Origin of the sequence: Kribbella sp. CA-293567 (assembly GCF_027627575.1) — a bacterium.
Lineage (GTDB): Bacteria > Actinomycetota > Actinomycetes > Propionibacteriales > Kribbellaceae > Kribbella.
The window spans coordinates 6,481,882-6,495,726 of record NZ_CP114065.1 but is presented as its reverse complement, the minus strand read 5'-3'; the positions used below and the strand labels follow the sequence as shown (position 1 = coordinate 6,495,726).

The 13,845-nt window shown below is 69.1% G+C and carries 15 protein-coding genes; 7 read left to right on the top strand and 8 right to left on the bottom strand.

Annotated elements, in window-relative coordinates; all coding sequences use genetic code 11:
- Positions 1-11: 11 nt before the first annotated feature.
- The 3 genes from OX958_RS30065 (at position 12) to OX958_RS30055 (ending at position 3,583) form a co-directional block, all read left to right on the top strand.
- Positions 12-878, top strand: a complete 867-nt coding sequence (locus tag OX958_RS30065) for a bifunctional methylenetetrahydrofolate dehydrogenase/methenyltetrahydrofolate cyclohydrolase (protein ID WP_270133421.1) — start codon at positions 12-14, stop codon at positions 876-878.
- On the top strand, positions 878-1,147 hold the full coding sequence (locus tag OX958_RS30060) for a DUF3017 domain-containing protein (protein ID WP_270133419.1): 270 nt from the start codon (positions 878-880) through the stop codon (positions 1,145-1,147). Before OX958_RS30065 ends, OX958_RS30060 begins: the two co-directional genes overlap by 1 nt.
- A 369-nt stretch (positions 1,148-1,516) precedes the next feature.
- On the top strand, positions 1,517-3,583 hold the full coding sequence (locus tag OX958_RS30055) for a glycosyltransferase family 4 protein (protein WP_270133418.1): 2,067 nt from the start codon (positions 1,517-1,519) through the stop codon (positions 3,581-3,583).
- A gap of 103 nt (positions 3,584-3,686) precedes the next feature.
- On the opposite strand, the gene OX958_RS30050 is transcribed toward OX958_RS30055, so the two are convergent.
- The 6 genes from OX958_RS30050 to OX958_RS30025 all read right to left on the bottom strand — a co-directional run bounded on the left by OX958_RS30050 (position 3,687) and on the right by OX958_RS30025 (position 8,493).
- Positions 3,687-4,247, bottom strand: coding sequence for a hypothetical protein (locus OX958_RS30050; RefSeq protein ID WP_270133416.1), 561 nt, complete (start codon positions 4,245-4,247; stop codon positions 3,687-3,689).
- The gene (locus OX958_RS30045) at positions 4,244-5,722 is read right to left on the bottom strand and encodes a hypothetical protein (protein ID WP_270133414.1); all 1,479 of its coding nucleotides are present in this window, start codon (positions 5,720-5,722) and stop codon (positions 4,244-4,246) included. Before OX958_RS30045 ends, OX958_RS30050 begins: the two co-directional genes overlap by 4 nt.
- Positions 5,719-5,991: a hypothetical protein gene (locus OX958_RS30040; protein WP_270133412.1), complete on the bottom strand. Its 273-nt coding sequence runs from the start codon at positions 5,989-5,991 to the stop codon at positions 5,719-5,721. Before OX958_RS30040 ends, OX958_RS30045 begins: the two co-directional genes overlap by 4 nt.
- Positions 5,992-5,995: 4 nt before the next feature.
- Positions 5,996-6,808, bottom strand: coding sequence for an ABC transporter ATP-binding protein (locus OX958_RS30035; RefSeq protein ID WP_270133410.1), 813 nt, complete (start codon positions 6,806-6,808; stop codon positions 5,996-5,998).
- 88 nt (positions 6,809-6,896) lie between these two features.
- Positions 6,897-7,064 carry a hypothetical protein gene (locus tag OX958_RS30030; protein WP_270133408.1) on the bottom strand — a complete coding sequence of 56 codons (168 nt, stop codon included), beginning with the start codon at positions 7,062-7,064 and terminating at the stop codon, positions 6,897-6,899.
- A gap of 436 nt (positions 7,065-7,500) precedes the next feature.
- Positions 7,501-8,493 (bottom strand): malate dehydrogenase, encoded by a 993-nt coding sequence (locus OX958_RS30025; protein WP_270133407.1) that lies wholly within the window; start codon positions 8,491-8,493, stop codon positions 7,501-7,503.
- Positions 8,494-8,668: 175 nt separating this feature from the next.
- Between OX958_RS30025 and OX958_RS30020 the strand changes: the two genes are divergently transcribed.
- The 4 genes from OX958_RS30020 to OX958_RS30005 all read left to right on the top strand — a co-directional run bounded on the left by OX958_RS30020 (position 8,669) and on the right by OX958_RS30005 (position 12,937).
- Entirely contained in the window at positions 8,669-9,808 is a 1,140-nt protein-coding gene (locus OX958_RS30020) for a glycerophosphodiester phosphodiesterase (protein WP_270133405.1), read from the top strand.
- 22 nt (positions 9,809-9,830) lie between these two features.
- Positions 9,831-10,637, top strand: coding sequence for a spermidine synthase (locus OX958_RS30015; RefSeq protein WP_270133404.1), 807 nt, complete (start codon positions 9,831-9,833; stop codon positions 10,635-10,637).
- A gap of 66 nt (positions 10,638-10,703) precedes the next feature.
- Positions 10,704-11,567: an MOSC domain-containing protein gene (locus OX958_RS30010; RefSeq protein ID WP_270133403.1), complete on the top strand. Its 864-nt coding sequence runs from the start codon at positions 10,704-10,706 to the stop codon at positions 11,565-11,567.
- A gap of 32 nt (positions 11,568-11,599) precedes the next feature.
- Positions 11,600-12,937, top strand: a complete 1,338-nt coding sequence (locus OX958_RS30005) for a M1 family metallopeptidase (RefSeq protein WP_270133402.1) — start codon at positions 11,600-11,602, stop codon at positions 12,935-12,937.
- Here OX958_RS30005 and OX958_RS30000 read toward each other — a convergent pair.
- Positions 12,934-13,401, bottom strand: coding sequence for a lamin tail domain-containing protein (locus OX958_RS30000; protein ID WP_270133401.1), 468 nt, complete (start codon positions 13,399-13,401; stop codon positions 12,934-12,936). The genes OX958_RS30005 and OX958_RS30000 overlap by 4 nt on opposite strands.
- A 125-nt stretch (positions 13,402-13,526) precedes the next feature.
- Complete coding sequence (locus OX958_RS29995) at positions 13,527-13,787, bottom strand: hypothetical protein (RefSeq protein WP_270133400.1); 261 nt, start codon at positions 13,785-13,787, stop codon at positions 13,527-13,529.
- Between the last annotated feature and the right edge of the window lie 58 nt (positions 13,788-13,845).

Here is a 13,845-nt window from a genome sequence, read left to right as displayed (position 1 = left end):
ACTCCGGTGTTGTGACGGCGGAGATTCTGGACGGAAAAGCGACCGCGGCGGCGATCAAGAGCGAGCTGGCGGTCCGGGTGGCAAAGCTCGCCGAGCAGGGCGTCGTGCCCGGGCTCGGCACGATCCTGGTCGGCGACGACCCGGGCAGCCGGGCCTACGTGGCCGGCAAGCACCGCGACTGCGCGGCGGTCGGGATCTCCTCGATCCAGGTCGAGCTGCCCGCCACCGCGACGCAGGACCAGATCGCGGCCAAGGTCCGCGAGCTCAACGAGAACCCGGACTGCACCGGCTTCATCGTCCAGCTGCCGCTGCCCAAGCACGTCGACACCAACGAGATCCTCGGTCTGATCGACCCGGACAAGGACGCCGACGGACTGCACCCGATGAGCCTCGGCAAGCTCGTGCTCGGTCAGGACGGTCCGTTGCCGTGCACGCCCAAGGGCTGCGTCGAGATCCTCCGCCGGTACGACGTACCGATCGCCGGCGCTCACGTGGTCGTCGTCGGCCGCGGTGTCACGGCGGGCCGCCCGATGGGTCTGCTGTTCACCCGGCGCTCGGAGAACGCGACCGTCACCCAGTGCCACACCGGCACCAAGGACCTGGCCGCCGTCGTCCGGACCGGCGACATCGTGATCGCCGCGGCCGGCTCGGCCGGGCTGATCACGGCCGACATGGTCAAGCCGGGCGCCGTCCTGCTCGACGTGGGCACCAGCCGCAACGCCGAGGGCAAGATCGTCGGCGACGTTGAGGACGCGGCCCGCGAAGTCGCGGCCTGGATCGCCCCGATGCCCGGCGGCATCGGCCCGATGACCCGCGCGATGCTGCTCACCAACGTCGTCGAGGCGGCCGAGGCTGCCCTGTCGGTCGCGACCGACTGATGGCCGGCGAGGCCGAGCGGCGCAGCGAGTGGCCGCTGGCACTGTCCGGACTGGTCGCGGTCGCCGGGCTGATCACCCTCACCTTCCACGACTGGCGCAACGGCATCCTGATCTTCGCCGGCGGCGTCCTGCTCGCGGCCCTGCTGCGGGTCAGCCTCAGTGACAACGCGGCCGGCCTGCTCCGGGTCCGCGGCCGGATGTTCGACATCGTCCTGCTCGCCGGCGTCGGCGCCGCGGTCGCGCTGCTCGGCCTGATCATCCCCAACTAGCCGACCGGTCTCGTTGCAGCTTCCTGCAAATCAGGGACCGGCAAGCAACAGTTCTGAGTTCCGCTACGTACCGCGCAGGTTCCGGAGTCGGCATGGCGATTCCGGGACCTCGCCGATTCCGGTCCGGACCAGATGCAACCTCGGAGCCGCTTGGTCGCGTCCTAGTAGTACGCGAGCACGGTTCGATCACGATCGAATTCCTCGCGGGCGGCACTCAGGTCTCGATTGTGTGGCACAAATCGGCAACCCCGAGGGTCTCCCAGGCATCTACGTAGTATGACCGGGAACCGGTCTGGACCGCTAAGACACCGACTGGTCAACAGACCGCCGAACTCGAGGGACTCCGTGACCACTGCACAACATGTCGTGATGATGGTCGCCAATGGCATCGAGAACGACAGCAGAGTGCTGAAAGAAGCCATCGCGATCGCCCGCACCGGCGTACGGGTGACGCTGCTCGGGGTGGCTCCGAACGGCGTCCTGTCCCTCAACTGCCTGGACGGCAGCACGGTGATGGCGAGACTGCCCGGCGCGTTCCCGCTCCGGGAAGACCGGGCCCGCCGCCGCGCTCGCCGCCGGGCCCGCCGACTGCCGCTGCTCGGTCAGCAGACCAGGGCCGAAGTGCTGGCCCGCAGTGCCTGGATCGCCGCCCGCCAGGCCGACCTGAAGGCCGAATCCGGGCAGGCGCTGGCCGCCCGGCAGGCCAAGAGGTCGGGCCCGGTCCGGTACCGGTTGGGCGTCCTCGACCGTGGCGTCAGGCAGCGGATGCTGCGACTGGCCGGCACCCGGATACGGCTGCACAGCCGTTTCGCCGGAAATCAGCACACCTGGTTCGCCAAGACCTGGGCCTGGTACGACGCCCGCGTGGCCCGGACCCAGCGGCTGTCGCGGTGGCGGTCGGTGGTCCCCGAGGCCTACGACTACGAGCAGATCTTCGGTCAGGTCCTCGACGAACTGGCCCCCGACGTCCTGCACGCCCACGACATGCATCTGGTCGGGGTGGCGGCCCGCGCGGCCGGCCGCGCCAAGCTCCGCGGCCGCGACCTGAAGGTCGTCTACGACGCCCACGAGTACGTCGCCGGTCTCTCCCGGTACGACGCCCGCACGCCGCGCTTCATCTCGGCCTGGGCGGGGCACGAGCGGGAGTACATCGGTGCCGCCGAGCGGGTGATCACGGTCAGCCCGGCGATCGCCCGCACGCTGCACCAGCGGTACAAACTGGACCGCGAACCGACGGTCATCTTCAACACGCCGAGCCGGTCGGAGACCGCGGTCGAGGTGCCGGACCTGCGGAGCCGGACCGGCCTGGCCGCGGAGGTGCCGCTGATCGTCTACAGCGGCGGCGTCACCAGGGCCCGCGGCGTCGAGACCGCGGTACAGGCGCTGCCGATGCTGCCGGACGTGCACCTCGCGGTGGTCTGCGTCCCGTCGATCGACATCGGGCCGGTCCGCGAACTGCGCAAGCTGGCGGCCTCCCTCGGCGTCACCGAGCGGGTGCACTACCTCGACCCGGTCGGACCGGAGGAGGTGGTCGCGTTCCTGCGGACCGCGGACATCGGCCTGATCCCGATCCTGCGCTACCCGAGCCACGAGATGGCGCTGCCCAACAAGGTCTTCGAGTACATCTTCGCCGGGCTGCCGGTGATCACCAGCGACATGCCCAGCCTGACCGAGTTCGTCGAGCGGACCGGGATCGGCGAGGCCTTCGCGGTGGAGGACCCGGCCGACCTGGCCGACAAGGTCCGCAAGGTCCTGGCCGACCCGGCGCCGTACCGCGAACAGGCGAGCCGGCCGGAGTTCCAGCTGGAGGTGTCGTGGGAAGGCCAGGCCGCCGAACTGCGCAAGCTGTACGGCGAGCTGCTGGGCCGGGAACTGGAGCTCGTCGAGCGGCCGCCGGTCCAGCCACGGGTGCTGATCGGCCCGATGAACACCGCGGGCCGGGCGACGAGCTGGGCGCGCGCGATCGAGAGTCACCGGCCCGAGTTCCAGGCCGAGTCGTTCCAGGTCCAGTGGCGCGCCGTGGCCGAGTCGGCCCCGCTCTCGGCGGATCGCACGGCCACCGAGGCGGAGTACGGGACGAAGACCGGCTGGCGGGTGGAGCTGGGTGACTATCTGGCCGGCCACGTCAGCCATGTGCTGTTCGAGTCCGGCCGGGCGATCCTCGGGGCGGGTTCGACCGACGGGTTCACCAGGGACCTGAGGTTCCTGGACTCGGCCGGGATCAAGCATGCGGTCGTGATCCACGGCCCGGAACTCGACGGACCGGGCTGGCCGGTGACGCGGGAACTGCTGAAGGACTACCAGGGTCAGTTGTTCGTGACCGATCCCGCTCTGCTCGACGAGGTCGAGGGCAGCCGGTTGCTGCCGGTGATCGAGAGCCCCGGCGACGAGCGGCGCGCCGTCGAGGCGCTGTCGTCCTTCCTTGACCGGACCTGAAGGGGGCAGCCGAGCAGGACGAGATCAGGCCCTCCGGGACGTCGTACGAGCCGTCGACCTGATCATCTCCAACTGACGCCGGCGTAGTACGGACGCGTCCGTACTACGCGCCTTCGGCGTCAGTGGCCGACCGGCGCGGCTGGCGGATCAGAGCGCTGAGACAGTTGACGAGCACAACCTTCCCGTCGCCGACGAACGGCAGCAGGTTCGCCAAGTGGACGACTGCCACTGCCCAGCAGATCGGCGTTCTCAGTCCGGTGAAGGTCAAGGCGTAGCAGCTGAGCGCGCCCATGACCGGCCCGGCGGTCGCGACGGCGATTGCCCAGCGCCGAGACAGTTGCGGGCACTCGACCCAGACCTGAGTCCACGATCCGTGCACGACTCCCGCGACACGCCGGTCGCGGGGTGACCGCAGGAGCAGGATGTGGGCGGACTCGTGCGCGACGAGAGAGATCCCGACGACCAGAACAAGGTGGCAGGCGGCAACCAAAGGGGTACGCAGGTCGCCGGCCAGCAGGCCGGCGATCCCCGCGACTCCCAGGGTGAACGTCGCCACCGCGGTCACCGGCCGGACCGCAGCCCGGAGAATGGCGACCACCGGTGCGACCAGGCCCGGGGACAGGGCGGCCGGACGTCTGCCACCCAGGCCTGAGGCGTTGGTCATGGAGCGAGGTCGAGTCGGGTGGATCTCCGCGCGACGAACAGCAAGAAGCCGAACGCCGTGATCAGTGCCACCGCCTGCACAGCCAGGATCGAGGTCACCGAGCCGACCTGGGACAGCAGGCTCTGCAGGCCCGAGGTGACGGCGAGCAGGAGGGCCAGGGCGAGGGCATCGGACATCGCGCCGGAAATCGAGGTGTCCCGGCCGACCGGCAGCAGGACGCCGACGGCCGCCGCCACGATCAACTCGATCAGCAAGGTGGGGAGCAGTAGGCCCAGGTCGCGCAGCGTCCAGTTCGTCAGCAGAACCAGCCAACCGCCGTGCACGCTGATCAACAGCACCCAGACCGCACCAACTGCGACCAGCTTCGGCCGGATCCAGGCGTAGGGATGCTCGGTGGTGCGATAGATCCAGTGGTGCCGCCGGGTCGGGCCGTAGGCGCCGACCGCCCAGGCGCTGACCATCGTCAGCACGATGACCCCGAGTCCGAACTCGTCCTGCGCCGATCGCAGCATGAAGACAGCGGCGAGAACCGCTATGCCGTTGACGAAGACGAGCAACATCGCGTTCGGCGGATACCGAAGGATCTGAAGCAGTTCCAGCCGAACCGGAGTGCTGGCGGCGCCGGCCGACAGCCACTGCGGCAGGTGCAGGGAGTTGCCGGAGTCCAGTTCCGGCGACCGGCCGCAGGCCCACAGGACGGCGACGGCAAGCACTGGAAGCAGTAACGCGGAGGTCGCCGGGGCGAATGCGGTGCCGCTCTCGGCGAAGTCGACCAGACCGGCGGTGAAGGTCTGATGGAGCCCACCCGGGATGTTGCCGTTCATGGGCATCGCATCCGCGAAGGCCAAGGCGAGCAGTACCGCGGCCGACAAAGCCGCCAGTCCACGGGAGAAGATCGTCCCCATCCGAAAGACGGTGCGATACCCCAGCGAGAGCGCGGCCTCGAGGGCGAGAGCGATCAGGACGCCGCCCAGGCCGAGCCAGAACAGGCTGGCGACCACAGGTGCCCCGTCCAGGCCGCGGGCGATCAGGACCGGTGCCCACAGGGGTGCCAACAGGACCGCCCCAGCGAACCCGCCGATGGTGCCCGTCATGGCTCTGACCGCCGCGCGGACGGCACCGTCGGTGACCGGCATCACGGAGAGGATCTCGGTCACCAGCGTGCGCGAAGGCACGTAGAGACCGACCATCAGGGTGGTCAGAGCCGGAACCGTGAAAGTGATGGCACTGTAGGTCGTCTCGGCGCCCGTCAGGTCGCTGACGCCAAGCTGACGCGCGCTCTGCAGGGAACTCCAGACGGTGAACCCGGCGATGGCCGCACCGAAGGCGCCGACCAGCACCCAGGCCTGAGCGCGCGAGTGCAGGGACCGGCCGAGGTCGTTGAACCAGAGCCGCAGGGTGAGTAGCTGGACGGTCAACAGCACCCGCGCCGTCGAGGGAAAGGCCGCGGCCGGGTGCGCCACCGGGACGCTCAACTGTCGTCACCGTCGGCGGTTGCCCGGGACCGGGCCCGAAACACCGGCCACAGCAGCAGACTGAGGATGACGAGGCCGAGCAGTGGACCGATCGGCGAGAAGGACAGCGTGGTCTGCGGTTCGCCGCCGGCCTTCTGTTCCGAGTCGACGTCCAGGAACAGCGGAACGTGCAGGTCGTTGCCGGAGACGAGTCCCCAGCCGAGTAGGGCGATCGCCACGACGACGATCAGGACGGCGGCGGTGGGAACGGCTCTACCGAGGCTTTTCATGACGTTATCCCTGGAGGTGAGTGGCGGGCCGGGCCTCTTGGCCCGCTCGGTGGGTGCGGAGAAGTTCGGCGACCGCAGCCTCGGCGGCCGCGACGCTGGTGGTCAGGCCGGTCACCGCTACGAAGGCGTCCGCGAGGTCGGCGGTTCCGGTCCGGGTCACGATGTCGGCCGGTCGGCCGCTCGCGGCGAGCTTGCCGTCGGACAGGATGCAGACCTCGTCGCAGGTCCGCTCGGCCGCGTACAGGTCGTGGGTGGCAATCAGGACGGCGCCGCCGGATCCCGCGAACTGCGCGATCACCGAACTCATCAAGGCCCCGGCCTCCGGGTCGAGGCCGCGCAGCGGTTCGTCCAGGATCAGCAAACGCGGATGGTGCGCCAGCGCCAGTACGAGTTGCAGCTTGCGGCGCATGCCGTGCGAGTAGTCACCGACGAACTTCTTGCGGTGTGCCAGCAATCCGACTGTCTCGGTCAGCGCCTCGGCGAACTCGAGATCGAACAGCGGCCGAAGCCGGCGGTGCAGGGCCAGCGTCTCGTCCGCGGTCAGCGACTCCGGCACCGGAAGATCGTCGGGGAAGAAGCCGAACTCGTTCTTGGCGGCCGGGGTGTCGTGCGGAAGGCCGTTGATCAGCACCTCACCAGCCGTCACCCGGTGGAAGCCGGTGATGCAGTGCAGGGTGGTGGACTTACCCGAGCCGTTGGGGCCCAGCAGGCCGACGATCGATCCGGTCGGCACGGTGAACGAGACATCGTCTACCGCGCGCTGCCCGCCGAACTTCTTCGTCAATCCACGGACCGCCAACGGCTCGGGCGTTTTCATGCAGTTCCTCTCGTCAGGAAATCAATTCCGAAAGAATATGATTTTCTTGGCCAGATTTAATGGGTCGAATTGACCGGCAGGGTCCGGACTAGCCCTTGTAGCAACCGATCTTGACACCGATCTTGAAGCCGCCGGGTCCCTTGACGGCCTCGATGTGGCCGGTGAAGCCGTCGAACCCGCGAGCCCGGCAGTAGATGAAGCCGGCGGCTGCGGCGATCACGAGGACGCCGATCAGGATGATCCAGACCCAGCGCATCGGGGTCTGGTTCGTGCGAGCGGACTCAAGCGATCGGCCCAGTCGCGATTGCAAACTCATCGCACCGGAGGTCAGGTAAAGGGCGGCGTTTGTCACAGGTTTCACCTTTCGGTCTGTCGAACAGGATAGGCGTCCGGGGCCCCACCATCGACGCGAAACTGGACGTTACGGCGGTACCGTGTTGGCCGTCAAACAAAGCGGTGCCGATTGCTGCTTGTTGCAGTTTCGGAATTCATCGGCCAACAATTAGTGCGTAATAGCCGGGCGCCGCCATCGCTGCCGGCAGTGTCCGAGGATATCCGGATCTATCACCCTGTGTGCTGTCATGAGTTCGGATCGTGACCGTCCGTGCCTACCGTCCGCCGACCGGCAAAAACAAAACCCCCGGGAGCAGTTCGAAGCATCCCGGGGGTTTTGCAGGTCTTGCCTGCGAAGATCAGCCGAGCAGGCCGAGGGCCTGGACGGCGTCGCGCTCCTCGCCGAGCTCCTTGGTGCTGGCGTCGATCCGGGCGCGGGAGAACTCGTTGATCTCGAGGCCCTGGACGATCTCGTAGTCGCCGTCCTTGGTGGTCACCGGGAAGGACGAGATCAGGCCCTCCGGGACGTCGTACGAGCCGTCGGAGACGACCGCCATCGAGAGCCAGTCGCCCTCGGCCGAGCCGCGCAGCCAGTCGCGCGCGTGGTCGACGGTGGCCGCCGCGGCCGAGGCGGCCGAGGAGGCGCCGCGGGCCTCGATGATCGCCGCGCCGCGCTTCTGCACGGTCGGGATGAAGTCGTTCTCCAGCCAGGTCTGGTCGTTGACGACCTCGGCGGCGTTCTTCCCGGCCACCTCCGCGTGGAAGATGTCCGGGTACTGGGTGGCGCTGTGGTTGCCCCAGATGGTCAGCTTCTTCAGGTCGGTGACGTGCGTGCCGGTCTTCCGGGCCAGCTGCGCCAGCGCCCGGTTGTGGTCCAGCCGGGTCAGCGCGGAGAAGCGCTCGGCCGGGATGTCCGGCGCGTTGCTGCGGGCGATCAGCGCGTTGGTGTTGGCCGGGTTGCCGGTCACGGTGATCCGGATGTCGTCGGCGGCGTGCTCGTTCAGCGCCTTGCCCTGGACGGTGAAGATCGCGCCGTTGGCCTCGAGCAGGTCGCCGCGCTCCATCCCCTTGGTCCGCGGCCGCGCGCCCACCAGCAGCGCGACGTTGGCGCCGTCGAAGATCACGTTCGGGTCGTCGCCGATCTCGACCGAGGCGAGCGTCGGGAAGGCGCTGTCGTCGAGCTCCATCACGACCCCCTCGAGCGCCTTCAGCGCCGGGGTGATCTCCAGCAGCCGCAGCTCGACCGGCGTGTCCGGCCCGAGCAGCGCGCCGCTCGCGATCCGGAACAGCAGGCTGTATCCGATCTGACCGGCAGCACCGGTAACGGCCACCTTGACGGGTGATTTGCTCACGACACGCTCCTTGGGGAATTCGAACGACGGACTCCCTTCGGACGCTAGCAAGTCCGGCCCGCCCGGGCGACGGTGGGTCAGGTGATCCACACCACCCGTTCATCACCCGGACGCCGTCCCGCCTTCCGCCGCCCCGATGGTGTGCACAGTCCCTGACTTGTAAGGAGAAACTTCGATGGTTTCGGTGCTGCCCCGCCGCTTCGTCCCGGCCACTGCCTCCGCGCTGGCCGTCGCCGCCGCGGTCCTGGTCCCGCAGGTGTCCGCCCCGTCCCACTCGCCCTCGGCCCAGCCGGCCGCGGTGGTGGCGAACAAGCCCGACGACTTCGTCGTCGTCGGCCACCGGGGTGCCTCCGGGTACCGCCCGGAGCACACGCTGGCGGCGTACGAGCTGGCCGCCCGGATGGGCGCCGACTACATCGAGCCCGATCTGGTGACCACCAAGGACCGCGTGCTGGTGGCCCGGCACGAGCCCGAGATCGGCGGTACGACGGACGTCGCCGCGCACCCGGAGTTCGCCGCCCGGAAGAAGACCAAGCTGCTCGACGGATCGCCGCTGACCGGCTGGTTCACCGAGGACTTCACCCTGAAGGAGCTGAAGACGCTGCGGGCGAAGGAGCGGATTCCGGCGCTCCGGCAGCAGAACACGGTCTTCGACGGGCGCTACCAGGTCCCGACCCTGCAGGAGGTCATCGACCTCAGCCGGCGGCTGTCGCGGGAGCTTCGCCGGCCGATCGGGATCTACCCGGAGACCAAGCACCCGACCTACTTCCAGCAGCAGGGCCTCGCCCTCGAGCCCGAGCTGGTCAAGACACTCACCCGCAACGGCCTCAACCACCCGGGCGCGAAGGTCTTCGTCCAGTCCTTCGAGGTCGCCAACCTGAAGGCGCTCGACCAGCAGTTGCGGGTTCCGCTGGTCCAGCTGACCAGCGCGTCCGGAGCGCCGTACGACTTCGTGGTGAACGGTGACAAGCGCACGTACGCCGATGTCGTCTCGGCCACGGGGCTGCGCGAGGTCGCGAAGTACGCCGACGGGGTCGGTCCGGCCAAGGACCAGGTCATCCCGCTCGACGCCACCGGCAAGCTCGGTCGGCCGACCGCCCTGGTCCGCGACGCCCACCGGGCCGGCCTGGTCGTGCACCCGTACACCTTCCGGGTCGAGAACAACTTCCTGCCGGCGGACTTCGACAGCTCGGCCGTTCCGGCGGACGCGGGCAACCTGTTCGGTGAGATCAACGCCTTCCGCGCCGCGGGGGTCGACGGGGTGTTCTCCGACAACCCCGACGTCGCCGTCGCAGCCGAGGCGGAGTCGAAGTAGCGCCTGCTGACAAGATGACGGGGTGGAACGCAAGGTAGCCAGTGGTACGGCGACCGTCGAGGCCGAGGCGGACGGGACGTTCGTCCTCCGGGTCGACGGGTCGCTGCAGTCGCAGGTCGACCTCGCCGACCCCACCCACCTCGGGTTCGAGTACGTCCGCCGGATCGGGGACGTGCTCGACCTGGTGGCCCCCCGCAAACAACCGATCTCCGTGGTGCACGTCGGCGGCGCCGGGCTGACCCTGGCCCGGTACGTCGCGGTCACCCGTCCCCGTTCGCGGCAGATCGTGCTCGAGCCGGACGAGGAGCTGACGGAGTTCGTGCGGGAGGCGCTGCCGTTGCCGAAGCGCGCCGGGATCAAGGTCCGTGGCGTGACCGGCCGGGAGGGGATGCCGGGTCTGTACGAGGACTCCACCGATGTCGTGATCGTCGACGCCTTCGTCCGCGAGGCCGTGCCGGCCAACCTGGTCACCGCCGAGTTCGTCGCCCACTGCGCCCGGATCCTGCGGCCCGCCGGCGTACTGGTCTTCAACCTCATCGACGGCACCGCCGGTCTGGGCTTCGTCCGCCGGGTCGCCGCGACCCTGCGCGACGGTCTCGGCGACGGTGTGGTCCTGGCCGAGCGCAAGGTACTGCGCGGCAAGGGTTTCGGGAACGTGGTGCTGGTCGGTTCGCCCCAGCTGCTGCCGGAGCTGACGCCGTCCGGCCGACGGGCGCAACCGCCGTACGAGGTGCTGCCGCTGGCCGAGCTCGCGGGCAAGGCCGCAGCACTGACGGACGCCGAAGGTTTCGCCTCGCCGGCCGCCCCGGCAGGCACGTTCGGCCGCTGACAAAACAGTGTCAGCTTTGCCCGGAAGGTGAAGCCGGGAGAGCTCGGGGACCGGTAGCTTGAGCGCGTGTCTGCTGCCAGCATCGCCGCGCTGAGGTACTACCCGGTGAAGGGTCTCACCGGCGTCTCCGTCGAGCACGCCGAGGTGACCGCGACCGGCCTGCGGCACGACCGCGCGTTCATGCTGGTCAACCCCGACGGCACCTTCCTCAGTCAGCGCACGGTGCCCGCGATGGCACGGCTGCGCGCCGAGGTGCTGGCCGGTGGCGACGGGCTCCGGCTGTCCACCGAGGGCGCCGACACTCTCGAAGTACCGGTCGCGTACGACGGCAAGCGCCGCGACGTGAGCCTGTTCGCGAAGTGGTTCGGGGCCGGCGTGGTGCAGGATCCGGCCGCCGACGAGTGGTTCTCCGAGCAGCTCGGCCGCCCGGTCGCCCTGGTCCGGACGACGCCGGAGCACGAGCGGCCGAGTTGGGGTGTGCATCAAGGATCGACCGGCTTCGGCGACGCCCACGCACTGCTGGTCACGTCGCTGTCCTCGCTCGACTGCCTCAACGAGCGCATCGTCGAAACCGGCGCCGAGCCGATCCCGATGGATCGCTTCCGTCCGAACCTGGTGGTCACCGGCTGGCCGGAGGCACACACCGAGGATCGCGTACTGCGTGCGTCGGCCGGCGGGCTCGAGATCGGCTACGCCGCTCGCGCCATCCGGTGCGCGGTCCCGACGGTGGACCAGGCGACAGGGGAGAAGCGCGGGCCCGAGCCGACCCGGTCGCTGGCGAAGTACCGGCGGCAGCCCGACTACGGCGGCGGCGTGAGCTTCGGCATGAAAGCAGCCGTCCTGACACCGGGCACTGTCACGGTCGGCGATGAGATCTTGGTACACGATTGGCTTCCCGAAGGCACTGACCCCGCTCCTGACGGCCGTTAGCGTCGGAGACTCCACGAACCCGGGGAGTCTCCGTGCGCCGCATCGTCGTCCTCCTGGTCGGCTGTCTCCTGCTGGCTGCGACGGCACTGCCCGGCGCGACCGCGAAAGTTGCTACAGGCAAGGATGTGCGCGGCCCCGGCGCGGCGCAGTACGACGTCCAGCTGGCCGCCGACGCGACCGGGCGGACCTGGTCGGGCCGCGAACGCATCGCCTTCACCAACACGACCGGTGAGCCGCTGGCCGAGATCTACCTGCGTCTGTGGGGGAACGCCTGGGACGGCTGCGCCTCGCCGGTGAAGGTGAGCCGGTTCGAGGGTGGGACGCCGGGTACGCCGACAGTGAACTGCACGGCAGTGAAGGTGACGCTCGATCAAGTGCTTGCCCCAGGCAAGCATTCGGCGATCGGGTTCGACCTGGTGATGACGGCGCCGGCGCGGTTGGAGCGGTTCGGGCGGGCCGGCGCCTACAGCTTCTTCGGCAACGCGCTTCCGGTACTGGCCGTACGCGACCAGGCCGGATGGCATCTCGAACCGGATCTCGGCATCGGTGAGAGCTACTACACGCTCGCCGCCGACTTCGCCGTACGGCTGGAGCATCCGGCTGCCCTGCAGGTGCCGGCGACCGGCGTGACCTCGGCGATCCGCCGGGGCGGAACGGTCACGGCGACCAGTACGGCCAAGCAGGTCAGGGACTTCGCCTTCGCGGTCGGTGTCTTCCAGCAGTCCGTGCTGACCTCACCGGGTGGGGTGAAGATCCGTACCTGGTGGACCGGCACGGTGACGCCGGCCGCTGTCGCCGATGCGCGGACCAAGGCAATGGCAGCGATCGACGACCTCGGCCGGCGGTTCGGCAAGTACCCGTACGGCGAGGTCGACCTGGTGCTGAACGACAAGTGGCTCTCGTTCAGCGGGATGGAGTATCCGGGCTTCGTGCTGCTCATCGCGCCACCGGGACAGGAAGGCCCGGTCGTGCACGAGCTGGCACACCAGTGGTGGTACGGGATCGTCGGCAACAACGAGTACGCCGATCCCTGGCTGGACGAGTCCTTCGCCGTCTACTCCACCGACCTGCACGGAGGTGACTCGCAACCCGGCTGCTGGCCCGGGCGGCTCGATGCCCGGATCACCAACGACATGGCGTTCTGGAAGCGGTACGGCGCCAACTGGGGCCGTTACGTCTACACCTACGGCGCCTGCCTGCTGCACGACCTGCAGCGCTACATCGGCACTCCCGCGATGGCGAAGCTGATGAAGGACTACGCCACGTCCCACTGGTACGGCGTCTCCACCCCCGGCGACTTCAAGTCGGCCGCCGAGGCCGCCACCCCGAAGGACCTGGCGCCCTTCTGGAGCTCACACCAGCTTTCCTAGCAGGCAACTCGCGAGCGGCCGGTCATCGCCTTGTAGGAGCAGGTGTCGAAGACCTTCCCGGCCGGGGTCAGGAAACGGGCGGTGTCACCGGTGTTGTTCCAGACGTAGTTGCCCTGGTTCCAGTACAGGGTGACCGCGGTGTTGCGGTTCCGGCCGGTGCGGATGATCGCGGTCGTCCGGCCCTGCAGCACATAGCCGCGCGGGAAGACGAAGGTGTGGTTGGCGACGTCCTTGACCATGAAACCGGTCAGGTTGATCGGCCGGGTGCTCAGGTTGCGGATGGTGAAGAACTCGGTGTTGAGGTGCGCGTTGGTCCGGGTGTCCTTGCCCGGCGCGTCGTACTGGATCCCCGACAGGACGATCGTGCTCGCCGCCGCGGCGGGCAGCGGCGCGGCGAGGCCGACGATGGCGGTGAGTGCGGTCGCGACGGCGGCGACGGGCAGGCTGAAGCGTCGTACGAACATGGAATTCCCTCCGGCTGTGGGCCGATTTCCCCCCGGCCCGGTGAACTGCTGACTGCCGGCTTCCCCCCGGCGGGTCGTACGTTATTGTCACCCTCCGTGTCCGTCAAGGGCTGGCGGGCTCCGGTTCAGATCAGCGTCAGCAGGATGTAGAGCACCGGGGCCGAATAGGTCAGCAACAGCAGCCAGGCCATCATCTTGTGCCCGGGCTTGGCCCGGTTCAGCGAGGAGGCGAAGAAGACCACCGCGCCCTCCTCGGTGTGCCGGCTCAACCCGATCCGGCGGGCGTCCTCGGGCCGCGGATCGGGGCGTTCGTCGGCGACGGCGTCCGGCGGGATGCCGAACAACGCAGGCCGGGCCGGATCGAGATCGTCGCGCTCGCCGTACATTCCGGCCTCCCGCAGGGTGGGTGGAGGCTCAAGCTAACCCCGCCGCCGGAGCCGACTC

What these genes read in the sequence shown, in the direction of transcription:
- OX958_RS30060 (WP_270133419.1), top strand. Translation starts at nt 878, where the DNA reads ATGGCCGGCGAGGCCGAGCGGCGCAGCGAGTGGCCGCTGGCACTGTCC.
- OX958_RS30055 (WP_270133418.1), top strand. Translation starts at nt 1,517, where the DNA reads ATGATGGTCGCCAATGGCATCGAGAACGACAGCAGAGTGCTGAAAGAA.
- OX958_RS30050 (WP_270133416.1), bottom strand. Translation starts at nt 4,247, where the DNA reads ATGACCAACGCCTCAGGCCTGGGTGGCAGACGTCCGGCCGCCCTGTCC.
- OX958_RS30040 (WP_270133412.1), bottom strand. Translation starts at nt 5,991, where the DNA reads ATGAAAAGCCTCGGTAGAGCCGTTCCCACCGCCGCCGTCCTGATCGTC.
- OX958_RS30035 (WP_270133410.1), bottom strand. Translation starts at nt 6,808, where the DNA reads ATGAAAACGCCCGAGCCGTTGGCGGTCCGTGGATTGACGAAGAAGTTC.
- OX958_RS30030 (WP_270133408.1), bottom strand. Translation starts at nt 7,064, where the DNA reads ATGCGCTGGGTCTGGATCATCCTGATCGGCGTCCTCGTGATCGCCGCA.
- OX958_RS30020 (WP_270133405.1), top strand. Translation starts at nt 8,669, where the DNA reads ATGGTTTCGGTGCTGCCCCGCCGCTTCGTCCCGGCCACTGCCTCCGCG.
- OX958_RS30000 (WP_270133401.1), bottom strand. Translation starts at nt 13,401, where the DNA reads ATGTTCGTACGACGCTTCAGCCTGCCCGTCGCCGCCGTCGCGACCGCA.
- OX958_RS29995 (WP_270133400.1), bottom strand. Translation starts at nt 13,787, where the DNA reads ATGTACGGCGAGCGCGACGATCTCGATCCGGCCCGGCCTGCGTTGTTC.